The organism is Acidobacteriota bacterium (assembly GCA_016716435.1).
Lineage (GTDB): Bacteria > Acidobacteriota > Blastocatellia > Pyrinomonadales > Pyrinomonadaceae > OLB17.
The window spans coordinates 327,905-351,420 of the sequence record JADJWI010000008.1; the positions used below are offsets into that span (position 1 = coordinate 327,905).

Genomic DNA, 23,516 nt, shown 5'->3' on the forward strand with positions numbered 1-23,516 from the left:
GTGAGTTTAGTAAAATGCCGCGACGTACAGATATTCATAAGATCCTGATCATCGGTTCAGGTCCGATCATTATTGGGCAGGCTTGCGAGTTCGACTATTCGGGAACGCAGGCCTGTCGGGCTTTAAAGCAGGAAGGTTATGAGGTCGTGCTGGTCAATTCGAACCCGGCGACGATAATGACCGACCCGGAGATCGCGGACCGGACCTACGTCGAGCCGCTGACGCTCGAAACGGTAACGGCGATCATCGAAAAGGAGCGGCCGGATGCACTGCTGCCGACGGTCGGCGGACAGACGGGATTGAACCTTTCGGTCGAGCTTTACGAACAGGGCGTGCTCGATAAATACGGCGTAAAGCTGATCGGAGCCAATACCGACGCGATCAAGGTCGGCGAGGACCGCGAGCTTTTCAAAAAGGCGATGGACGAGGTCGGCATTCCCTCGGCCAAGGGCGGCTTTGCCCACACATGGGAAGAAGCTCAGAAGATCGTTGAAGAGACAGGTTATCCGGCGATCGTCCGGCCGGCTTTTACGCTCGGCGGCACCGGTGGCGGAACGGCCTACAACCCCGAAGAATTTGAAGAGATCGCAAAGAACGGACTTGCCGCCTCGCCGGTCTCGCAGATCTTGGTTGAAGAATCGATCCTCGGCTGGAAAGAATATGAACTTGAGGTGATGCGCGACCTCAACGACAACGTCGTCATCATCTGCTCGATAGAAAATTTTGACCCGATGGGTGTGCACACGGGCGACTCGATAACGGTCGCTCCGGCACAGACGCTGACCGACGTTGAGTATCAGAATCTCCGTGACATGTCGATCAAGTGCATACGCAAGGTCGGCGTGGAAACGGGCGGTTCGAATATCCAGTTTGCGGTAAACCCGACGGATGGTGCGGTGCGGATAATCGAGATGAACCCGCGTGTTTCGCGGTCCTCGGCACTTGCCTCAAAGGCGACTGGCTTTCCGATCGCTAAGATCGCCGCAAAGCTCGCGGTCGGCTACACACTCGACGAAATTCCGAACGACATCACCAAAAAGACACCGGCATCTTTTGAGCCGACGATCGATTATGTCGTGACGAAAATACCGAAGTGGGCATTCGAGAAATTTCCGGGTGCGGAAGATGTTTTGGGGACGCAGATGAAATCGGTCGGCGAGGTGATGGCGATCGGGCGGACGTTTAAGGAATCGCTTTTCAAGGGGCTGCGTTCGCTTGAGGCCGTAAAGCCGCTACGGTTGGTTGATGTGCCGGACGAGGAGCTGCAGCGGAAGCTCGCTAGGCCGAATTCCCAGCGATTTTCTTACATAACGTACGCGTTGCAGAACGGCTACTCGATCGAAGAGGTTCATCGCCTGACCAAGATTGACCCCTGGTTCCTCGATCAGGTAAAGCAGGTGATGGAGTTTCAGGAGACGGAGTTGTCAATTGATAGCGGACAGCGGACAACGGACAAATCTAAGAAACTCGCTGATCTCGTCGACTTGCCTGACGACGTTCTGCGTAGTGCTAAAGAATTCGGACTGTCCGATCGGCGTCTTGCCTTTTTGACAGAAACGACCGAGTTGGAAGTCCGCGGGCATCGAAAGGCGGCGGGGATCGCACCGGTTTATAAGCGGGTAGACACCTGCGGAGCTGAGTTTGAGTCGTTCACGCCGTATCTTTACTCGACCTATGAAGAAGAGTGCGAGGCCGAGCCGACCGACCGCCGCAAGATAATGATCCTCGGCTCCGGGCCCAACAGAATCGGGCAGGGAATCGAGTTTGATTACTGCTGCTGTCATGCCTCGTTCGCACTCCGCGACGCCGATTTCGAGACGATAATGGTCAACTGCAACCCGGAGACCGTTTCGACCGACTACGACACTTCGGACCGTTTGTATTTTGAGCCGCTGACGTTCGAGGATGTGATGAACATCGTGGATGTCGAGCAGCCCGAGGGCGTTATCGTGCAATTCGGCGGGCAGACGCCGCTCAATCTTGCCGATAAGCTCCACGCGGCGGGTGTGCCAATCATCGGAACCTCGCCGGATTCGATCGACCTTGCCGAAGACCGTAAGCGGTTTTCCGCACTGCTCAATGAGCTGAACATTCCGCAGCCGCCAAACGGGACGGCGGCATCGCCCGAAGAAGCGAAGGAGATCGCGGCCAAGATCGGTTATCCGGTGATCGTGCGGCCGAGCTTTGTCCTTGGCGGGCGGGCGATGGCCATCGTTTACGACGAATCTTCTCTCGATGAATATATGCGGACGGCGGTCGATGCCTCGCCGGAGAAGCCGATCTTGATCGACAAATTCCTCGAGCGTGCGGGCGAGATCGACGTTGATGCGTTGGCCGACGAAACGACGGTCGTCATCGCCGGAATTCAAGAGCACATCGAAGAGGCGGGCATTCACTCGGGCGATTCGTCGAGCGTCTTGCCGCCGCAGAAGATCGCGGTCGAGCATCTGGAGACGATCCAGCATTATACTCGGTTGCTCGCTAAAGGCTTGAATGTTAAGGGGTTAATGAACATTCAATATGCCGTTCAGAGCGACCGCGTTTATGTGCTGGAGGTTAACCCGCGAGCCTCGCGGACGGTGCCGTTCGTTGCCAAGGCGACGGGTGTGCCGATCGCAAAGATCGCATCGCTTGTGATGGCCGGGTCAAAAACGCTTGCCGAGTTCGGCCTGCCGGACGTGCTCGCGGTGCCGCAGGTCTTTGTGAAATCGCCCGTTTTTCCGTTCAAGAAATTTGCTGGGGTCGATCCGATCCTTGGACCGGAAATGCATTCGACCGGCGAGGTGATGGGCGTCGGGGCGACGTTTGGCGAGGCATACGGCAAAGCGATGGAAGGCGCGGGTGTCAGTTTGCCGATTCCAGATTCCAGATTCCAGATTGGAGAAGCCGATTCGCTGAGGCCTGAATCGTCGAATCAGCGATCGATGAAGGCTTTTATTTCCGTGACGAACGCCGACAAGGGGCAGGCGGTCCTGCTTGCCCGCCGGTTGAACAAACTCGGGTTCAAGTTGGTGGCGACGCACGGAACGGCGACACGGCTCCGCGAGGTTGGCCTCGATTGCGACGACGTGTTTAAGGTGAACGAAGGCCGCCCGAACATCGCCGACCTTATCCGCCAGGGCGAGATCTCGCTGATCATCAACACGCCGCTTGGCAAAACTTCACGCTACGACGAACAGGCCATCCGCAAGGCTGCACTTCAATTCAACGTCCCCTGCGTCACGACCATCACCGGAGCCGAAGCACTAGTCGAAGCCATCGCAACGAAGGCGACGAACGGCGGCATCACGGTCCGGAGCTTGCAGGAGATACATTCAGTTGATCGGCAATCCTCCGTTGAGAGTGCCGGAAATTGATCCAGCTATCGCTCACGAACTTTCAATGCTCTCTAAAGACGGACTCGGTTTTCGCCGTGAGATCGAGCTTTGCCTCAACGGCGGTGCCGTCACGACAAGTGCACCAGAGTCGGGTACCGTCGCAACTCCACCGCATGCCCACGATTCCCGCAGGGGCAACGAATTCGCTGATCGCCTCGAGATCCGGTAATCGAAGTATCTTTATACGACCGCCGATGAATTCGACGTTGTCTTCATAATTGCCGGGAAGGTCTGATCGATCGAAGTAGTATCCTTGTCCGACCGCAATCATGTCATATTGCGGATTGCAGACACATTCGTCTCCGGAAATAAAGCGAAGCCGTACATCGCTGCCGCTCTCGGCTTCACTAAGCGATAAGGAGTAAAGAGCTCCTTCTTGGCAGAAAAAAAGCGAACTGCCGTCTCTTGTCCAGTCGATCCCTGTTATCTGGGACTCAGCATCTACTACGTGCGAGGGGATAGTTCGGTTGTCGTCGTCGTACCTCAGCGTTCGGCGGTAGATCTCCCGGAGTTCGGGCAGTCGATAGACGACCAGATAGTCTGAGGAATTTCGCATACTCGCACTAACGGCGAGCAGTTTTTCATCGGGAGAGATCGCTCCTCTTTTGTAGCCGTAAAATCCTCTCCATCTGGCACTCAGTTTGTCGTAGTGGAACTTGGGATGCGGAAGAAAATCCGTAACTTCGTGGATCAACGAAATATCCTTGAGCACCTGATCGTTCCCACTTTCTTCCCATTCACATTTCCAGATGAGCATTCGCGGGTCGGGCACGTGGGAACTTGAAACTAGGTAGGTGCCCTTTGCAGACCAATAAAGGTAGTAGATCCAAGTTGCATGGCGTACGAAGGTAATGACCGAGTCGGGTTCTGTCGAGTCGAATATACGCAAAGCGTAGTCGGGGTTGCCGCTTCCGGTAGCGAGATACCTTCCGTTTGGCGACCACTCAAAGGACGAGGCCGCATCGGCTACGCATAGTATTGCCGCATTGGCGGGAAGGATACCGGTGCGGAGATAGTTTTGAACATATTCTTGCGTTACTTTGGTCTTACCTGAGTCGTCGTATCGGTGGCAAGCCGCACCGAGACCCGACATCCTGAACTCAAATTCCGGATCATCCATTCGCCGCAGGACAACGTGTTGATGCCCGATCTGGGTGTCGCCTCGGCGGATACTGGCATTCGCGTGGGAGCTTGCAAAAACGCCCGCCGACGATATTGTGCCGCGGAAGCTAACAAAGTCGAACAATTTTGATGCGGACCAAACGACTTGTGGATCTGCTGAAAACCCGTCCATATTCTTGTTTGAGAGGGCGTCGGTGGCTGGTCTACTGTTGCGAACGGATTATCCTTTCTGCGATTCTTGACCGAACCCGATGTTTACAATAACTTTACGTAAAGCGATTCACAGTTTAATCTCAGTAAATCAATAATGAAAGAAAATCAGGACCGTGAGATCATTGGCGGGCATCTGCTTGTGATCGGAGGGGCAGAGGATAAGTATAACGAACGGCGGATACTCAAGAAGTTTCTTGAGCTCGCGGGCGGCGAAAAGGCTGAGGTGTTGATCATTCCGGTCGCTTCGGATTATCCGGAGTTTGCTGCGGATGTTTACACGCAAGCGTTTCGGAACCTGGGCATCGCGAGCCCGCGGGTGCTCAGGGCGAACTCGCGGCAAGAGGTCTTTCAGGCCGACGCTGATGAACTTCTGGATGGCGTGACCGGTGTCTTCATGACCGGCGGCGACCAGATGCGGCTCGTGTCTATCCTCGGCGGGACGAAGGTCGCAGAGAGGCTGCGGAAGATGGTTCGCGAAACGCCGCTTGTGCTTGCCGGGACAAGTGCCGGTGCTGCCGGAATGAGCACATCGATGATCGTCCGCGGCGATTCGGCTTCGCATCCGCACAAGGGAGCGGTGCAGCTCTCGCCGGGGCTTGGCTTTCTCAAGAACATAATCATCGACCAGCACTTTACCGAACGCGGACGCATCAGCCGGCTGATCACGGCTGTTTCGTATAACCCTTACAATCTCGGCGTAGGCATTGATGAGAACACGGCAATCATCCTCGATGGCAAGGGCGTGCTCGAGGTGGTCGGGAAGGGGTCGGTGACAATCGTTGATGGGTCAGTTATCTCGTATAACGAGATCGCCGAGGTCGCAGAGCACGAATCGTTCAGCGTCTGCGGCGTGCAGATGCACATACTCCGCGATGGACTGGTTTACGACTATCTCGAACGCCACCCGCTCCAGCCGAAGCAGGAATTTCTTCTACCCGACCTTGGATGAGCCGGGATTCCAGATTCCAAATTCCAGATTCCAGATTTGAATTTTGACGTTGACGCAATAAAACAATTCGTTCGGTAATATTACTGAAAGGCGATGGCAAGAATAGAGCGATTCGAGGATCTGGAGGTTTGGAAGCTGGCGTTCGAAATTGCGAATGATGTTTACGATCTCAGTTCACGCGAACCGTTTTCTCGAGACTTTGCTCTTCGTGATCAGATGCGTCGATGTGCTATCTCAGTTTTCTCAAACATTGCAGAGGGATTCGAGCGTGACGGCAACAAAGAATTCATAAATTTCCTCGCGATCGCTAAGGGCTCGTGCGGTGAGTTGCGAGCTCAAATATTGTTTGCCAATCGACGCGGGTATATTACCGAACAGGAGATCGTCGGACTCTTAGACCGTTTACGACAAGCAAGTAATCAGATATCGGGGTTTCAAAAATACCTCAGAAATAACGAGTTTAAGGGGCGTAAATTTGTTTGACCCCGAAGACGCGTCCTACAATCTGGAATTTGGAATCTGGAATTTGGAATCATGAACAATGGAAATTCTTGAGATAAGAACACTTCGGGGGCCGAATTATTGGAGCGGCTATTGGAAGAAGCTGATCATAATGCGGCTGGACATCGGCGATTATGAAGACCGTCCTTCGGACAAGATCGACGGCTTCTATGGCCGGATGAACGAAGTGTTGCCATCGCTCCTGACCCACGGTTGCAGCTATGGCGAAGAGGGCGGCTTTCTGCGTCGTGTGCAGGAAGGCACGTGGGCAGGGCACATAATCGAGCATATTGCCCTCGAGCTCCAGACGCTTGCCGGAATGGACACCGGCTACGGGCGTACCCGCGAGACGGACGAACGGGGCATTTACAACGTCGTTTTCAGCTACCACGAAGAAGAGGTCGGGCGATTTGCCGCGAAGGCAGCGGTTCGGCTGTTTCTTGGGCTTGCCGAGGGAAGTCCGATCGATGAGATCAAGGCCGAGGTTGCAGAGGCCATACAGCGGATGCGTGAGATCCGCGAAGATGTCCGCTTCGGGCCTTCGACGGGGTCGTTGGTCGAGGAGGCCGAAAGCCGCGGCATTCCTTACATCAGGCTCAACGACCAATCGCTCGTCCAGCTCGGCTACGGTGTTCACCAGAAGCGAATTCAGGCGACAACCACCGCCAACACAAACATGATCGCGGTCGATATCGCCGGTAACAAGCACGCGACCAAAACGCTGCTCGGCGATATGGGCATTCCCGTGCCGAAGGGCTACCGCATCCGCGAGGAAGAGGAGCTTGAGGCGACATTGGGGCGAGTCGGCTTTCCGGTGGTCATCAAGCCGCTCGACGGTAACCACGGCAAAGGTGCAACGGTCGGTGTAACGTCGGTCGAAGAGGCACGAGTTGCCTGGGAGAAGGCGAAAGAGTACTCGCGTTGGGTGATTGTTGAGAAGCAACTCGTCGGAGCGGACTTTCGAGCACTCGTGGTCAATAACCGCCTGATAGCGGTGGCGAAGCGAGTGCCTGCCCACGTCGTCGGAGACGGCAAGCAGACCATCCAGGAGCTGATCGACGAAACGAATGCCGACCCTCGACGCGGTTACGGGCACGAGAATGTGCTGACCGAGATCGATGTCGATAGCCAGACGATGCGGTGTATCCGGAACGCCGGTTACGAGCTTGAAAGCGTCCTGCCGAAGGGCGAGTTGCTCTATCTCAAAACGACGGCAAATATCTCGACCGGCGGAACGGCGATCGACGTAACGGACGAGGTGCATCCGGAGAACGTCTTTCTCTTTGAGCGGATCGCGAGGATCATCGGGCTGGACGTTGCCGGCGTTGACATCATTGCGGAGAACGTCAGCGAACCGCTTCATGAAAGCGGTGGAGGCATCATCGAGGTCAACGCCGCACCCGGCTTTCGGATGCACCTTGCTCCAAGCGAGGGCATTGGCCGCAATGTGGCAGAGCACGTGCTCGATATGCTCTTTCCCGCCGGGGCTCAGAGCCGCATTCCCATCTTTGCCATCACCGGCACGAACGGAAAGACGACCACCACCCGCCTGATCGCTCACATCCTGAAAGGCACCGGAAGAACGGTCGGCTTTACGACGACGGACGGTACGTACATCCAGAATCAGCAGATCGTCCGCGGAGACAACACCGGGCCCGTTTCAGCTCAGCTTGTGCTCAAAGACCCGACCGTTGATGTCGCCGTGCTTGAGACTGCACGCGGCGGTATTATCCGCTCGGGGCTTGGCTTTGACCATTGCGACATCGGCGTTGTTCTTAATGTTGCCGCCGACCATCTGGGGATGAAGGACGTAAATACGCTTGAGGATCTTGCCCGGGTGAAATCGGTCATTCCGCGATCGGTCAGCAAGTCGGGGTTTGCCGTGCTCAATGCCGAGGACCCGCTTGTTTACAAGATGAAGGAACTGGTCGATGGAAAGGTCGTTTGCTTTTCAATGGACGAGAACAACCCGACCATTAAGCGGCGTGCGGAACGCGGACGCGTCTCCTGCGTCTATGAGAATGGCTACGTGACCATCCTCAAGGGCAAGTGGAAGGTCCGGGTCGAAAAGGTAACTAACATTCCGTTGACATATGGTGGTAGGGCAGAGTTCATGGTCCAGAACGTGCTGGCGGCGACTTTGGCGTGCTTTGTCCACGGCGTTTCGATCGAAGACATCCGCGTTGGCCTGACCACATTCAATGCCGGTGCAGCACAGACTCCGGGACGATTGAACTTCACCGAGGTTGGCCACGTTACCGTCCTGATGGACTACGCACACAACCCGGCAGGCTTCCAGGGGCTTACGCAGTTCGTCGCAAAGCTGCCGCATAAATATCGCACGGTCGTTATGACCACGCCGGGCGACCGTCGGGACGAGGACATCCGCGAGATGGGCGAGATCGCCGGAAATAACTTCGACCGTATCGTCATCCGTGCCGGAAATTACCTTCGCGGACGTGAGGCCGAGGAGATCGCGACACTCATTCAAGAGGGAATCGCCCGCAGCGAAGGCCAGCCGCAGGTCCGCGTCATTCCGGCAGGCCGAGATGCCATCCACCACGCCATTAAGAACGGCCGAAAGGGCGAACTGGTCGTCACGCTCGCCGACGTAGTGCCGGACGACATCGGATATGTTCAGGAGATAAGGGACAAGATGCTGGAGGAGCAGGCGGAAAGCGAAGCGGCGAGTTGAGAGTTGCGGAGTTGCAGAGTTACGGAGTTGCAGAGTTTCAGAGTTATAGAGTTGCGGGGTAGCGTAGGGCTCTCCACTGCTTGTCTTTGATCTCACCCGTAAATATCTACCACCATCAGATCGTTGCTGCCTGTTATATGGCCGCGGTACATGCCTTCGGAGTTGAAGGGAAGGGTGACGTTGCCGTGGGTATCGACGGCAATGAGGCCGCCTTCGCCGCTTATTTCGGTTAGGCGTTCGATGGTTTCGCGGGCGGCGTCCTCGAGCGAAATCTCTTTGTAACGCATTCTCGCTGATACGTCGTAGGCGGAAACGCCGAGCATAAAATACTCGCCATGGCCGGTGCAGGAGACGGCACAGAGGTCGTCGGCATACGTCCCGGCTCCGATCAGCGGCGTGTCTCCAATGCGGCCAAACTTCTTGTTCGTCATGCCGCCGGTCGAGGTCGCAGCTGCCAGAAAGCCGTTCGAATCACACGCGACGGCCCCGACGGTGCCCTTTGGTGTCCCGGCGTGGTCGAGCTGGACGCGTCCATCGGCGATGGCGTCCTGCAACTGCAGCCAGCGATGCTCGGTAAAGAAATACTCGTCCGGAGCGGTCTCAACGCCCATTTCCGCCGCGAACTGGTTAGCACCCTCGCCGGCAAGCAAGATGTGCTCGGTGTTTTCCATCACCTTTCTGGCAAGCCTGATCGGGTTCTTGATGTTCCTCACAAAAGCGACCGCACCTGCACTTAGACCCTTGCCGTCCATGATCGCCGCGTCCATTTCGTTCTTGCCTTCGCTTGTGAAAACAGCACCGCGACCGGAATTGAACAGCGGGAAATCCTCCAGCGAGACGACCGCCGCCTCGACCGCATCCAGCGACGGCCCGCCCTTCTCAAGCACCGCCCAGCCCGCCTTCAACGCCGCTTCCAGCCCGCTGCGGTATTCCCGCTCAAGCTCCCCGGTCATCTGCGAACGCAATATCGTCCCCGCCCCGCCGTGTATTGCCAATGCGATCTTTGCCATAGCCCAAATCTACCACATGGCCTTCAATCAAACATCAATACCTGTTTAGAAGTGTTTAGATGTTTGAGGTGTTTATGTTTCAAACACCCTCAAACACCTTTTAATGTTTGATTGAACTTTCAAATCTCAAACACCTTCAAACACCTTTTAATGTTTGATTGAACTTTAGGGGTTCTTTGGGCTCCGCCCTCCGGTGTGCGGAAAGGCTCGGCCTTTCCGGACGGTGGCTTAAAACTCTTGGGCTACGCCCGGTCCCTGTGCCAATGGAGGTGCTTGATATCAACTTCGAGAGGCTCATCTTCTAATAGGCTCTGATTCGCCCTATAGCGAAAGCTAGAGAACGCATATTCAGGCGGAGTTTCGGCCATACCTTCTTCGACCGGATTGAAATGAATGTAGTTTGCTTTCTCGATAGCCTTTGATTCGCTGGTGATAATGAACGTATTCGAATGATGCTGCCAAAGTGAGTATTTATACTCCCGCGACCCTTCGTCTTTTCGAAGCTTGTCCAGCGAACTTTGGTGGCCATTCTCTTTTAGGTGATTGATGATACGCCTTGCCGAAATGCCGTTGAGATAACGCAGCACATCGGACGGCTTTCGTGAGCTATCAGTGATCATGTGATAGTGGTCGGCCATTATCACGTAAGCGAATATCATGATGCCTGCCGAACTCCGTGCCTCATCAAATGCATTGGCCAAGATGCGTCGCATCGCTTCCGTACGGAAAACAGGAAGCCGGTCCTTTGTTACTGAAGTGAGGAAATATAGCGGTGAGTCACTCGATATCAGAGGCATAGCCTCAAAGAATAAGTGGAAGCTAAACGGAAAGGCAAGCCTTTCCGCACACCGGAGGGCGTAGCCCAAGAAGCCGGAACCTGAAGTGCCAGCGTTTCCGCAAGCCGGAGGGCATAGCCCATCGAGAGTAGATCCATTTCGTAGAAATAGATACACCTCTCCCTTTCCTTACTTCCTAAGTAAAGAATGTTGTTTGTTAAGTTGACGTAAGAATACCGCGGTGTTGCATCTGTTGTCAAGTGTATTATCTACGCAATGCGAAACTCTAAACTTCAATCAAACATTTTAGGGTGTTTGAAGGTGTTTGAAACTTACGAATTTCAAACACCCCCAAACACCTTTTAAGGTTTGATAGAAGGGAAATGCGGAAGCCCTGTTTTCGCGGCTTGCCGCTCTATTTGCGGAAAGGCTGTGCCGTTCCGACGGCTCCCCCACAACTTGCGGCTATGCCGCCGCGTTGGCAACTCAATGATGGGCGGCACAGCCGCATACAATTGTTACATCGCACGGAAAAGTAAACTTTTCCGCAAATAGAGCGGCAAGCCGCACGACTCTAATCAAACATTTTAGGGTGTTTGAAGGTGTTTGAAACTTACGAATTTCAAACACCCTCAAACACCTTTTAAGGTTTGATTAGAGCTTTTGGCTGCGGAGGCGGAGGGCGTTGGCGATGACGGAGACGGAGCTGAACGTCATTGCGGCACTGGCGATCATCGGCGAGAGCAGGACGCCGAAGACCGGGAAGAGCACGCCGGCGGCGATGGGCACTCCGAGCACGTTGTAGGCGAATGCGAAGAAGAGATTTTGGCGGATGTTCTTCATCGTGTTCAGGCTGAGGTTTCGTGCTTTCAGTATGCCATCGAGGTCCGGGCGGAGCAGCGTAATGTCAGAAGATTCGATGGCGACGTCTGTCCCGCTGGCGAACGCGATCCCGACGTCAGCCTGTGCCAGGGCCGGAGCGTCGTTGACGCCATCGCCGGCCATCGCCACACGCTTGCCCATCGCCTGCAGTTCCTTTACCTTCGCAGCTTTGTCCTGCGGCATGACCTCCGAGTAAGCATGAAGTATCCCGAGTTCGGACGCTACCCTGTTGGAGGTCAGCTGGCTGTCTCCGGTCATCATCCATACGTCTAATCCACTCGCCTTTAGATTCCGAACCGCTTCAACGGCACCTGGCTTTAAGGCGTCTGCGATTCCGATCAAGCCGACGATACGCCGGTCCACGACGACCGAAACCACAGTCTGCCCTTTTCGTTGCAACTCTTCTGTTTCCGGAGCCATTTTCGGAAACATTGCATAGTTCCCGATGATAACTTCATGTCCTTCGACGATGCCCTTGACACCCGCTCCTGTGACCGACTCAAACCCTTCCACTTTCGAGACCACGATGTTTCGCGATTCGGCTTCCCGCAAAACTGCGGATGCTAATGGATGTTCGCTATGGATTTCCAAAGAGGCCGCCAGCCGGAGAATGTCATCGTCTGAAAGAACCCCGTCGCTATCGCTCGCGGTACTAAGGTTCACCACGTTCTGGACAGTCGGTTTGCCTTCGGTCAGCGTTCCTGTTTTGTCGACAACAATGGTGTCAACTGATTCGAGGAGTTCGAGGGCTTCGGCTTTTTTGATGAGGACGCCGTTCTTTGCACCGACTCCGGTCCCGACCATTATGGACATCGGGGTTGCGAGGCCGAGGGCACACGGACAGGCGATTATCAGCACCGAAACTGCCGCGACGATCGCATAAGCCAGGCTGCCGAAGATGAACCAGACGCCGAACGCTACGACAGCGACGAGAATCACAGCCGGAACGAAATACGCCGAGACGACATCGGCCAGACGCTGGATCGGAGCACGCGAACGCTGTGCTTCGCCGACCATTTTAACGATCTGTGCGAGCAGGGTCTCTTTGCCGACCCTTTCGGCACGCATTGTGAATGAGCGGCTGCCGTTGATCGTTCCGCCGATCACCTTGGCACCTGCTTGTTTGGTTACGGGCATCGATTCGCCGGTGACCATTGATTCATCTATAGAGGTCTCGCCTTCGATGATCTCGCCATCGGTCGGCACCTTTTCGTTGGCCTTTACGCGGAGCGTCTGGCCTGCCTCAACGTGACGGAGATCGACCGTTTCCTCGGAGCCATCGGGAAAGATCACAGTGGCCGTTTCAGGTGCGAGCCGGAGCAGTTCCTTGATTGCTGAGGACGTTTGCGAACGAGCTTTGAGTTCTAACACCTGACCCAGCAAAACAAGCGTTGTTATGACGGCTGCGGCTTCGAAATAAGCCGGAATGATGCCGGAATGTGCGTCCCGCATTGAGTCGGGAAAGAGCTGCGGGGCGAATAGAGCGGCGAGGCTGTAGATCATCGCCGAGCCGGTTCCGATGGCGATCAGCGTGAACATATTCGGGCTCGCATTCTTGACCGAAGCCCAGCCGCGTTGGAAGAAAGGCCAGCCGCCCCAAAACACGACCGGCACCGCCAGTGCGAACTGTATCCAGATTGAAACCGACGGTGAGACCAGCGAATGGAACGCCGGGAACATCTCACCCATCGCAAGTACGAACACCGGAAGCGTCAAAACGGCGGAGATCAGGAACCGCCGCTTCATATCAATGAACTCAGGGTCGGGCTGGTCGTCAAGGCTGATCTCCATCGGCTCAAGTGCCATTCCGCAGATCGGACACGAACCAGGGCCGATCTGAACGATCTCCGGGTGCATCGGGCAGGTGTATTCAACCGCATCCGAAGCGGATTGCGGATTCCAGATTCCAGATTCCAGATTGCCCGCTTCGCTACTTTGCGATGTCTCGTCCGCGTGATGTGCCTCAATTTGGAATTTGGAATCTGGAATCGCCTTCAAATACTTCTCGGGATCGGCGGCGAACTTGACCTTGCAGCCGGGATTGCAGAAGTAGTAGGTCGTGCCCTCGTGCTCGTAGCTCGCGGCAGCGGTCTCGGGCATTACCATCATCTTGCAGACCGGGTCGATGTGCGGTTCTGCAATGGCTTCAGCAGGCTTCCTGCCTAGCTGTACAAGATTCGCCGGTTTCTGTTCATTGTTTTCCATTTTTGCGTCCTCTTTCAATTAACCACTTCCAACTAACCAATTAAGCTTAAACATCCGAAACATCTAAACAGCTTCAAACACCCTTTGCCCTTTGATTGAGTTTCTAAGTTCATTCTACAACCTGTCAGTTGGTGTCAGGTCAAGCGGCTGATCCGAAGCCCCGGCAAAGCTCTCGATCAGCCGGCAGACAGAGTGGCCGTCAGGCTCGGCATCTTCCATTCCCGACCACATCTCGGCGGCCTGTTCAAGCCGTTTCTGCAGCCTTTTCAATTCGCGGATCGCCTCGCGATTCTCTCGTATCCGGCGTTCAACTAACTCACGGACCATCGGGCAGGGCGTGTCGCCATCCTCGGCATGCGAGAGTATCTGCTCGATCTCGCCGAGTGTGAACCCGAGATTTTTTGCACTATTGATGAATTTTAGACGCTCTTTATCGCTCTGTTTATAGAGCTTGTAACCGTTGCGAAGGTCTCGGGACGGCTTGAGCAATCCGATCCGCGTGTAATAGCGGACGGTGAAAATGGGAAGGCCGGTTCGTTTTGCCAGGACCGAAGCGGTCAGCATATTTGTCTCCTTTCTGATGGCACTGTAGGGCAAGTGTAACACCGAAGGGAAGCGTTTTATGGAATTTGTCGGCATATGATGGTGTATTATATTAGGCGGTTGGTGTGCCAAGTTTGTAGCCCCCCGAACCAGCCTAAACCAAACCGAAAAGGCAACTGCCGCGTGAAAATGCGGCGGACGCAAAGCTAGGGAACTTCATCGTAAGTCAGCCCGGCTGCCGAAGTGAGGTAGATCTGAAAACTCTCGTACCTTTTTTCATTCTTATACTTTTGGTCTCGGCCATTGATGCCAGCGGCCAGCGTGCCGGCGAGCGTCCGGTCCCGATCCTCGTAGATGAGATCGGGTCAATGCGTTTGCCCAAGCGAAAGGCGGTCAGTTCGGTTGAGCGGCCGGCGATCCCGCGTCCTGCCGGCAAGGTTCGCTCTTATGAACGGAATGCGTTCGACCAAATGAACTCGGAGCGGCAGGCGAAAGGGCTTGCCCCGCTTGAATGGAGCGAGCAGCTTGCTGATCTGGCACGGTGGCATTCGCACGATATGGCCGAGCGGAAGTATTTCAGCCACCGAAGCAAGGACGGCACGACGGTCGATGGGCGTGCGGACGTGCTTGGGATCGGCGGCTGGCGGGCGATCGGCGAGAACATTGCGTTCCTGCGAGGCTACGATGACCCGGTCGCGATGGCTATTCAGAACTGGCTGCTTTCGCCCTCGCATCGCAAGAATATGCTGAGCGGCGTCTGGCGGGAATCGGCCATCGGCGTTGCCGTCTCGGACGATGGGGCGGTCTATTTCACGCAGGTTTTCCTCACCCGCAAGTAGCTTTACTTGCAACGGACAGAACGGCCCGAAGCTCAAGCAGCCTCGGGCCTTTTGTTTTTCGGCGGTTTGGGCTCTAATCTTTGGCAATGAGCCCGGAGCCGTTCACGCTGCCATCTTTTGCAAAGATAAACCTGCACCTGCGGGTGTTGGGGAAGCGTGCGGACGGCTTTCATGAGCTCTGCACGGTCTTTCAGACAGTCTCATTGCACGACAAGATAACGTTCGAAGCTGCGGACGGGCTTTCGATGATGTGTGACGATCCGGCCATCCCGACCAGCGAGGCAAACCTGATGATCAGGGCGGCATTGAGGCTGAGAGAGGTTTCGGGCACGAAGGCCGGAGCAAGGCTGCATCTGGAAAAGCGGATACCATCGCCCGGAGGGCTCGGCGGCGGCTCGTCGAATGCGGCCGTTACGCTGATCGGGCTCATGAGGCTTTGGGGGCTGGAAGTACCTCAAAGCGACCTGCTAGCTTTGGCTGCCGAACTGGGTTCGGATGTGCCTCTTTTCCTGGAAGGCGGAACGATGCTCGGAACCGGACGCGGAGAGAAGATCGAGCCGCTTCCGGATGTGATCGATGATAATCTACTAATAGTTACTCCGAATGTTGCCGTCGGCACCGCTCAGGCATACGCAGGGCTCGGGACTGAAAGCTTGACAAACGAGGCACTCCAAACTAAGCTATCAGTTTGTCGTCCGGAGGCTGAACAGGTTCACAAAGACCTGGGTTTCGGGACGAACGATTTTGAAAGCACCGTATTTTCCGAGTTTCCTGAAGTTAAAGACGTCAGGGACACACTCGTCGGTCTTGGAGCCCGCAAGGTGCTCTTAAGTGGCAGCGGAGCAAGTGTTTTCGCAAGTTTTGACAATTTACTTACGCGGCAAACAGCAATAGAAGCCCTCAGCCAAAAAGCTGACTGGCGAAGTTTTGCCGCAGCGACCGTTTCGCGAACGGAATATCGCGAGGCTCTCTATCCAGAGTCATTGGTCGTTTCCGAGTAATATACAGATTTCGATTGGGGCGTCGCCAAGTGGTAAGGCACCGGTTTTTGGATCCGGCATTCGTAGGTTCGAGTCCTTCCGCCCCAGCCATTTCTCGAGTATTCGGAACGGCGGCCTTAATGGTTGCCGTTTTTTGTTTTTCGGGACGGGTGCCGCAGAGGCACATGTAAGATCGGTTGGGTCAGCGTAATGGGCAATATCAAGATCTTTTCGGGATCGGCACATGATGCACTAGCTAAGGAGATCTGTCGGCATTTGAATGTCGACCTCGGCCGCTGTACGACGGCGAGATTTTCAGACGGCGAGTTCAATTTCCAGATCGATGAGAATGTCCGCGGGACGGACGTATTCATTGTCCAGCCGACGAGTCCCCCGGTGGACAAGCATGTGATGGAACTGCTCGTTATGCAGGATGCGTTTCTGCGAGCTTCGGCCGAGCGGATAACTGCGGTGATCCCGTATTTTGGGTACGCCCGCTCGGACAAGAAGGACAGGCCGAGAGTGCCGATCGCGGCGAAGATGGTCTCGAATCTGATCACGACCGCCGGAGCGGACCGCGTGCTGACGATAGACCTTCACGCTTCGCAGATACAGGGTTTCTTTGATATTCCGGTCGATCACCTTTATGCGGCTCCGGTGATCGTCGATTATTTTCGAGAGAATCCGATCGAGAATCTGGTAGTGGTCGCTCCTGACACGGGCGGTGCCGAGCGGGCTCGGGCATACGCCAAGCGGCTTGATGCCGGCCTTGCTCTTTGCGACAAACGCCGCGAGCGGGCGAATGAGGCAGACGTGATGAACGTCGTCGGTGATGTCGCCGGTAAGAATTGCCTCATCGTTGATGATATGTGCGATACGGGCGGGACGATCTGCAAGGTCGCCAAAGCCCTTCACGATGCGGGGGCGAATGAGGTGCTGGCTTGTTTTACACATGCAGTTCTCTCCGGCAAGGCCGTTGAGAATATCAGCACGTCATACCTGAAAAAGGTGATCGTTACGAATACTATACCGCTCGGCGAGAGTGCATCTCCGCTCGTTGAAAGCGGCCGGATCGAGGTCTTGAGCGTCGGAAAACTGCTCGCCTCGGCGATAAATTCGATCCATGACGAGACAAGCGTTTCGTCGCTGTTCATTTAGTTGCGGCCGAAGCCCGCAAGGCAACGGTAGGCCGCCCCTCGGAACAACGCGGGGCAAAAGGAAAATATGGCAGAGAAAATTACTGTAAAGGCAGAGAAACGGGAAGAGTTTGGCAAGAACATCAACCGTCGGCTTCGTGTAGCCGGAAAGGTCCCGGTCATCATCTATGGAGGCGGCAACGAGCCCGTTTCTGCGACCGCTCAGCTTAGCGAACTCGCGGCGATCATTCGCTCGGATTCGGGCATTAACTCGGTCTTTTCGATCGACGTTGCGGGCGACATCAATGACGTGATCTTTCAGGATCGCCAGGTTGATGTGCTGACGGGCCGATTGCTTCACGCGGATCTTCGCCGATTTGCGAAGGGCGAGAAGATCGAAATGACCGTGCAGGTGCACATTGTCGGTGAGCCGACCGTGGAACTTGACGACGACGCGGTCGTAACCCAGGCGATGCGTGAGATCAAGGTACTTTGCGAGCCCGCAAAAACGCCTGAGTTCGTTGAAGCCGATATCTCGGAACTTCGCATTGACCGGCCGATCCAGGTTTCGGACATCAAGGTGCCGGAAGGTGTCGAGATCGTTGACGATCCGGAAACGGTCGTCGTTACGGCCGCGATGCAGAAAGAGGTCGAGCTCGAGCCTCAGGTGGCTGAAGGTGCTGAGCCTGAAGTTGCCGGAGAAGCTCCCGCCGAGGAAGGTGAAGGCGGCGAATAGCCCGGCCTTTGACCTATGATGGCGGTCGCCGATCAACCGAAGAGCTGGCTTGTTTTGGGGCTCGGAAATCCGGGCCCCGAATATGAGCGGACGCGGCACAACGCGGGGTTCATGGTGGTCGATCGGTTGGCGGCTCGGCTCGGCGGTTCGATCAAGCGGCAGGAGTGCAGGTCGCTGGTCGGGCGGGTTACGATCGGGAACTTCCCGGTCGAGCTCGTAAAGCCGCAGACCTACATGAACCTGAGCGGAGAAGCGGCAGCGTGTCTCGTGTCGAAAGAAGAGCGAGAGGCCTGTGGCCTGGTGGTGTTAACCGACGATCTGGCATTGCCGCTCGGCCGGATCCGCTTGAGGCCGAAAGGGTCGCATGGCGGACATAATGGGCTAAGGTCGATCGCTGATTGCTTGAGAACTCAGGAGTTCATTCGGTTGCGGATCGGTATCAAGCCGGAGCATCCGGTTGTTGATACGAAGAACTTTGTTCTTCAGAGATTCGCGAAAGCCGAAGAAGAGCTGCTCGAAAATGCTCTTGCCGATGCCGAGAGTGCGATCGAAGATCTGATATTAGACGGGATAGAAAAGGCGATGTCCCGGTGGAACGCCGATCCCGCAGTGAAAATAAAACCGGAAGAACCGGAGACGGAAATTTGAATCTGAATGTTTAGCCTTCTTGCTTCGCGATATGAGATGCGAGGCTGAAGATCCGAAAGGAGGAGAGTAAATTGTCAAAAAGAACATACGAAGTAATGTACATAATCGATCCGGACGTCACGTCCGATAAGGTCGCCTCGCTCAATGAAGCCGTTGGTGCCCTTATCGAGAAGGAAGGCGGCACGGTCGTGAGAATGGATGATGGCGGCCGCCGTGAGCTGGCCTACCCGATCAATAAAAAGAACGAGGGCCACTACATTCTTTTCGAGATCGAGGGAACCGGGCAGGAAATCGCCGAGCTCGAACGCAGGATGCGGGTCAACGATATGATCGTGCGCTACCTGACCGTACGCGTCGATGAGGACCGCAAATCGGCCGACTTGATGCGTGAGCGTCGTGAACGCCGCCAAGCACGCAGGGCACAGTTCCGCACGACCGAAGAGGCCCCGGAAACCGGTGAAGAGGCCGCTGCATAAGGAGATAAAAGATCATGGCAGAATTAGATAACGAAGATAATGTTGAACGAGAGCTGATGGATGAAGATGCGTTTGGGGATAAAATGCCCCGAAGGTATCAGCGACGAAGGCCGCGGCAGATCGTACCGGATTACGTAGATTGGAAAGATGTTGATCTTCTCCGCCAGTTCGTTCCCGAACGCGGCAAGATCATGCCGCGACGCATTTCCGGCATTACGGCCAAGGATCAGCGACGCATTGCTACGGCGATCAAGAGAGCACGGGCGATGGCTCTTTTGCCGTACGCTTCGGAATAGGACGTCGAGGAGGAAATTTACATGGCAAATACCACTATTTTGTTACGCGAAGATATTGAAAGCCTCGGCGGCCGCGGTGAGATCGTAAAGGTCAGGGCAGGCTATGCCCGCAACTTTTTGCTTCCGCAAGGGCTTGCGACGCTCGCCACGAAAGGCAATCTTAAACAGATCGAGCAGGAACGAGAGGCACTTCTGAAAAAGGCTGCGGTCGAAAGGGCCACCGCCGAAGCTCAGAAGGAGCAGATGGGTACGATCGAACTTGCCTTCGAGCGAAAGGCCGGCGAGGGCGGAACGCTCTTTGGTTCGGTCACCACGATGGACATCGCCGAGGCGCTTAATGCCAAGGGATATGAGATCGACCGTAGGAAGATCGTCCTTAAGGATGCGATCAAAGAGACGGGCGAATACACCGTTTCGGTCAAGCTGCACCGCGAGGTCGCTCTCATCGTTCCGGTTACCGTAACCGCAGAGGGCGGCGATGCCGAGGAGCCGAAGAAGGACCGGAAGGCAAAGGCCAAGGCCGAGCCTGAAGCGGCTGAAGCGACGACCGAAGAACCGGTTGCAGAAACGGCGGAAGCTGCCGAAGCAGGCGAATAGGCTCGAACCCAAGCTTCGACATTATGACCGCTTCCGCTTGCCGGGAGCGGTCATTTCTTTGCGAAAAAAGGGCTTAGAAGAACGCCAAAAAATTCTGCTTTTCGCGGTTTGAGAAGAGGCCACTGCGGGTGTAATATCTCTCACTACGCACCTTCGTCTGCGTCTCCAAAAAGACAATTTCAGATAGCTTTCCGGCAAAGCCCGGCGGGGCACGTGTTTCTCTAAGTGAGGTAAACAATATAGTTATGGCTGCATATCCTGAAGCAAGACGCGAGCAATTTCTCGAACGGCCGCTGCCGAGCAGCGACGACAGCGAGCGGACCATCCTCGGGGCGATCCTCCTTGATAACTCGGTCGTCACACAGGCGGTCGAGCACCTTAAGCCGGAAGATTTTTACTCGCCTTTCAATCGCCGGATATATGCGGCGATGGTCTCGCTTTTTGACGCAAGCCGGCCGATCGATCCGATCCTGATAGCTGAAGAATTGAAGCGTGACAGTTCGGTCGAGATGATCGGCGGCGTCGCGGCGATCGCAAATCTGACCTACGGCCTACCGCATTTCACGGACGTCTCGGACTATATCAACGTTGTGAAACAGAAGTCGCTGATGCGGAATCTGATCAGAACGTGCAACCAGATAACAAGCGATGCTCTTGAGGAAGAAGAGGAAGCCGCGATCGTGCTCGACCGGGCCGAGCATATGATCTTTGCCCTTGCGGAGCAGCGTGACCGAACCGGTTTTGAAGCGATCCGGCCGATCGCCGAGACGGTCTTTCAGAAGATCCAGGACTTCGCCCGCCGAGATTCCCACGCACTGACCGGGCTCTCGACCGGCTATCGCGACCTGGACAATATTACCTCGGGCCTGCAGGCCGGCGACCTGATCATAGTCGCCGCCCGACCTTCGATGGGAAAGACAGCACTCTGTCTCAACATCGCTCAGCGGGCTGCCATTCGGGAAAAGGCGGTGGTTGCCGTTTTTTCGATGGAAATGTCGAAGGAGCAGCTCGTAATGCGTATGATGAGCGCCGAGTCGTCGGTCGATGCGCGGAACCTGCGGCTCGGGATACTCTCGAAAAACGATTGGGGAAGGCTTGCCGAGGGCATTGCTGATCTTTCAGAAGCGAGGCTCTTTATCGACGATACGGCTGGGATTTCGGTGATCGAGATGAGGGCAAAGCTCCGGCGGCTTGCGGTCGAGCAGAAGGGAATTGACCTCGTCATCGTTGATTACCTTCAGCTTATGGGCTCCTCCGGCAAACGCAACGAGAACCGTCAGCAGGAGGTCTCACAGATCTCACGCGACCTGAAAGCACTTGCAAAGGAATTCAATTGCCCGGTCATGGCACTCTCGCAGCTTTCGCGTGCACCCGAGGCACGAAATCCGCCGAAACCGATGATGTCCGACCTCCGCGAATCGGGGTCGATCGAGCAGGACGCCGACGTGGTTGCTTTTATTTATCGCTCGGACTACTATTCGAAGAATCCGGACGAAGTGCCAGAAGAAGAGCGCAATATCGCCGAAATCATCATCGCAAAACAGCGAAACGGCCCGACGGATACGATCAAGATGGCGTTCCTGAAACAGTTCACACGGTTTGAGGACGCATACATGCCCTAAAATTTATGGATGAAGATCTCAGATTTCCGATCGGCCCGTTCGAGCTCCACGACGAGACGAGCCGCGAAGAGCGGATCGCCGTTATACGCGAGTTGCCGGAGAAACTCCGAGCGGCGTGTACGGGCCTCGCTCCCGAGCAGCTCGATACGCCCTATCGGCCCGGCGGTTGGACGCTCCGGCAGACGGTTCACCACGTCGCTGACAGCCACTTGAACGCCTATTGCCGGTTCAAGCTCGCCCTTACCGAGACCGACCCGACCATTCGCCCCTACCACGAAGACCGATGGGCCGAGCTGCCGGACAAAGAGCTCGAGATCGAGCCCTCGCTAAAGATACTTGAAGGCACGCACGCCCATTGGACGGCCCTTTTGGATGCAATGAGCGACGACGACTTCCGGCGCGAACTCGAACACCCGGAGAGCGGCCGTTGGCGGCTTGAGGACATGCTCGGGCTCTACGCCTGGCACTCGCTGCACCACACAGCTCACATCACGACCACAAGGGAACGAAACGGCTGGTGAGCGACGCTGCCCAACAACGTCTTGTTTCGCTCGACGTTTTCCGCGGAATGACCATCGCCGGAATGGTGTTGGTCAATAATCCGGGGACGTGGTCGGCGATCTACGGCCCGCTGAAGCATGCCGAATGGCATGGCATTACCCCGACCGATTACATCTTTCCGTTCTTTCTGTTCATTGTCGGCGTCGCGGTGCCGATGTCGCTCGGGAAGAAGGTCGAGGCGGGCATCGACCGGTCGGTATATACGAAAATATTCTCGCGGTCGGCGGCGATCTTTGCGAGCGGGCTGGCGATGTCGGCGATCCCGTTTTTCGTCATTAATGAGACTGCCATACCGTGGCCGCTGAAATGGACGGCGGTCGCTTCCATCATCGCCGCACTTTATTTTCTCTATCTTCGCAAATTCAAGCTAGCCTTAGCCCTGATCGGCGTTTGGGCCGCGGTGGTGATAGCCGCATTGATCATCGGTTGGCAGGTGACGCCCTACAATGTCGGGACAATGCGGATTCCCGGCGTTCTGCAGCGGATCGCGGTCTGCTATTTGGTCGTCGCCCTGATCTTTCTTCACACAAGCTGGAAACAGCAGGCCACGATCGGCGTCGGGCTGCTGCTCTTCTACTGGCTCGTTATGACGCGGATCGCTGTGCCGGGCTGCGAAGTGACGACCATCGACGACAAGGCCTGCAACCTCGCGGCCTATCTCGACCGGCTGATCCTCACCGAAAACCACATCTGGCGGGCGGGCAAGGTCTTCGACCCGGAGGGCATTCTCTCAACGCTTCCGGCGATCGCGACGACCATCTCAGGCGTGCTTGCGGGAACGTGGCTCAAGTCAGAACCGCCTGCGTCAGCGGGCGGCCCGTTCGCCGAACCTTCGCCATCACGTGATGAAAAGAACATCGAGCAAACCTCGACAAACTGGCCCGCCACTTACGCAGCGGGTTCTGACAAGGCACTCGGGCTTTTCTTTTTCGGGACGCTGTTGCTGGCGGTCGGGTGGGCTTGGAGCCTTGTTTTTCCGCTAAACAAATCGCTTTGGACGAGCTCTTATGTGGTTTACACCTCAGGCCTTGCGTTACTGACGCTCGGGTTCTGCTATTTTCTGATCGACATCAAGGGCTACAAACGCTGGGCAAAGCCGTTCGTTATTTTCGGCGTCAATGCCCTCGCCTTGTTCGTTTTCTCCGGCATAATGGCCCGGATTCTCGGCATCATCCGCGTTGCCGGGCCCGAGGGCAAAGAGATCACGCTCCAACAGTGGATCTATCAAAATCTCTTCCTCTCATGGGCCGAGCCGGTCAACGCGTCGCTCGCCTATGCCCTCACATTCATCCTCTTCTGGCTATTCCTAATGTGGCTGCTCTACCGCCGCCGCATCTTCATCAAGTTATAAG

At 55.7% G+C, this 23,516-nt stretch carries 20 protein-coding genes, 1 tRNA gene and 1 riboswitch; of the genes, 16 read left to right on the forward strand and 5 right to left on the reverse strand.

Annotated features, from left to right (window positions below):
• Positions 1-14 precede the first annotated feature (14 nt).
• A complete protein-coding gene (carB, locus tag IPM21_13480; GenBank protein MBK9164889.1) occupies positions 15-3,356 on the forward strand; it encodes a carbamoyl-phosphate synthase large subunit in 3,342 nt (1,113 codons plus the stop codon).
• Positions 3,357-3,378: 22 nt separating this feature from the next.
• Here the strand turns inward: carB and IPM21_13485 are convergent, their stop codons facing one another.
• Positions 3,379-4,623, reverse strand: coding sequence for a hypothetical protein (locus tag IPM21_13485; protein ID MBK9164890.1), 1,245 nt, complete (start codon positions 4,621-4,623; stop codon positions 3,379-3,381).
• A gap of 183 nt (positions 4,624-4,806) precedes the next feature.
• On the opposite strand from IPM21_13485, the gene IPM21_13490 reads away from it, so the two are divergent.
• From IPM21_13490 to cphA, 3 genes are all read left to right on the forward strand, one after another.
• Positions 4,807-5,661: a cyanophycinase gene (locus IPM21_13490; GenBank protein ID MBK9164891.1), complete on the forward strand. Its 855-nt coding sequence runs from the start codon at positions 4,807-4,809 to the stop codon at positions 5,659-5,661.
• Positions 5,662-5,754: 93 nt separating this feature from the next.
• Positions 5,755-6,144: a four helix bundle protein gene (locus IPM21_13495; GenBank protein MBK9164892.1), complete on the forward strand. Its 390-nt coding sequence runs from the start codon at positions 5,755-5,757 to the stop codon at positions 6,142-6,144.
• A gap of 58 nt (positions 6,145-6,202) precedes the next feature.
• A complete protein-coding gene (gene cphA / locus IPM21_13500) occupies positions 6,203-8,857 on the forward strand; it encodes a cyanophycin synthetase (protein ID MBK9164893.1) in 2,655 nt (884 codons plus the stop codon).
• A 92-nt stretch (positions 8,858-8,949) separates the two neighbouring features.
• Here cphA and IPM21_13505 read toward each other — a convergent pair whose 3' ends face one another.
• The 4 genes from IPM21_13505 to IPM21_13520 form a co-directional block, all read right to left on the reverse strand.
• Positions 8,950-9,867, reverse strand: coding sequence for an isoaspartyl peptidase/L-asparaginase (locus IPM21_13505; protein ID MBK9164894.1), 918 nt, complete (start codon positions 9,865-9,867; stop codon positions 8,950-8,952).
• A 242-nt stretch (positions 9,868-10,109) separates the two neighbouring features.
• A complete protein-coding gene (locus IPM21_13510; GenBank protein MBK9164895.1) occupies positions 10,110-10,664 on the reverse strand; it encodes a transposase in 555 nt (184 codons plus the stop codon).
• A 633-nt stretch (positions 10,665-11,297) separates the two neighbouring features.
• Positions 11,298-13,634 carry a cadmium-translocating P-type ATPase gene (gene cadA, locus IPM21_13515; protein MBK9164896.1) on the reverse strand — a complete coding sequence of 779 codons (2,337 nt, stop codon included), beginning with the start codon at positions 13,632-13,634 and terminating at the stop codon, positions 11,298-11,300.
• Between the two features lie 210 nt (positions 13,635-13,844).
• Entirely contained in the window at positions 13,845-14,291 is a 447-nt protein-coding gene (locus tag IPM21_13520) for a MerR family DNA-binding protein (protein MBK9164897.1), read from the reverse strand.
• A gap of 143 nt (positions 14,292-14,434) precedes the next feature.
• Positions 14,435-14,516: riboswitch (cyclic di-GMP riboswitch) on the forward strand.
• Between the two features lie 47 nt (positions 14,517-14,563).
• On the opposite strand from IPM21_13520, the gene IPM21_13525 reads away from it, so the two are divergent.
• The 12 genes from IPM21_13525 (at position 14,564) to IPM21_13580 (ending at position 23,515) form a co-directional block, all read left to right on the forward strand.
• Entirely contained in the window at positions 14,564-15,112 is a 549-nt protein-coding gene (locus IPM21_13525) for a CAP domain-containing protein (GenBank protein ID MBK9164898.1), read from the forward strand.
• Positions 15,113-15,198: 86 nt separating this feature from the next.
• Positions 15,199-16,113, forward strand: coding sequence for a 4-(cytidine 5'-diphospho)-2-C-methyl-D-erythritol kinase (gene ispE, locus IPM21_13530; protein ID MBK9164899.1), 915 nt, complete (start codon positions 15,199-15,201; stop codon positions 16,111-16,113).
• 15 nt (positions 16,114-16,128) lie between these two features.
• Positions 16,129-16,203 (forward strand) — tRNA-Gln (locus IPM21_13535).
• A 99-nt stretch (positions 16,204-16,302) separates the two neighbouring features.
• Positions 16,303-17,250, forward strand: a complete 948-nt coding sequence (locus tag IPM21_13540; GenBank protein MBK9164900.1) for a ribose-phosphate pyrophosphokinase — start codon at positions 16,303-16,305, stop codon at positions 17,248-17,250.
• A 66-nt stretch (positions 17,251-17,316) separates the two neighbouring features.
• Complete coding sequence (locus IPM21_13545) at positions 17,317-17,964, forward strand: 50S ribosomal protein L25 (GenBank protein ID MBK9164901.1); 648 nt, start codon at positions 17,317-17,319, stop codon at positions 17,962-17,964.
• An 18-nt stretch (positions 17,965-17,982) separates the two neighbouring features.
• The gene (locus tag IPM21_13550; protein MBK9164902.1) at positions 17,983-18,612 is read left to right on the forward strand and encodes an aminoacyl-tRNA hydrolase; all 630 of its coding nucleotides are present in this window, start codon (positions 17,983-17,985) and stop codon (positions 18,610-18,612) included.
• A gap of 71 nt (positions 18,613-18,683) precedes the next feature.
• Positions 18,684-19,088 carry a 30S ribosomal protein S6 gene (rpsF, locus tag IPM21_13555; protein ID MBK9164903.1) on the forward strand — a complete coding sequence of 135 codons (405 nt, stop codon included), beginning with the start codon at positions 18,684-18,686 and terminating at the stop codon, positions 19,086-19,088.
• An 83-nt stretch (positions 19,089-19,171) separates the two neighbouring features.
• Complete coding sequence (locus IPM21_13560) at positions 19,172-19,384, forward strand: 30S ribosomal protein S18 (protein ID MBK9164904.1); 213 nt, start codon at positions 19,172-19,174, stop codon at positions 19,382-19,384.
• Between the two features lie 21 nt (positions 19,385-19,405).
• Positions 19,406-19,981, forward strand: a complete 576-nt coding sequence (locus IPM21_13565; protein ID MBK9164905.1) for a 50S ribosomal protein L9 — start codon at positions 19,406-19,408, stop codon at positions 19,979-19,981.
• A 245-nt stretch (positions 19,982-20,226) separates the two neighbouring features.
• Positions 20,227-21,603 carry a replicative DNA helicase gene (gene dnaB, locus IPM21_13570; GenBank protein MBK9164906.1) on the forward strand — a complete coding sequence of 459 codons (1,377 nt, stop codon included), beginning with the start codon at positions 20,227-20,229 and terminating at the stop codon, positions 21,601-21,603.
• Positions 21,604-21,608: 5 nt separating this feature from the next.
• Positions 21,609-22,124, forward strand: coding sequence for a putative metal-dependent hydrolase (locus IPM21_13575; protein MBK9164907.1), 516 nt, complete (start codon positions 21,609-21,611; stop codon positions 22,122-22,124).
• Positions 22,121-23,515, forward strand: a complete 1,395-nt coding sequence (locus IPM21_13580) for a DUF5009 domain-containing protein (protein MBK9164908.1) — start codon at positions 22,121-22,123, stop codon at positions 23,513-23,515. The genes IPM21_13575 and IPM21_13580 overlap by 4 nt, the downstream gene beginning before the upstream one ends.
• The last annotated feature ends 1 nt before the right edge of the window (position 23,516 follow it).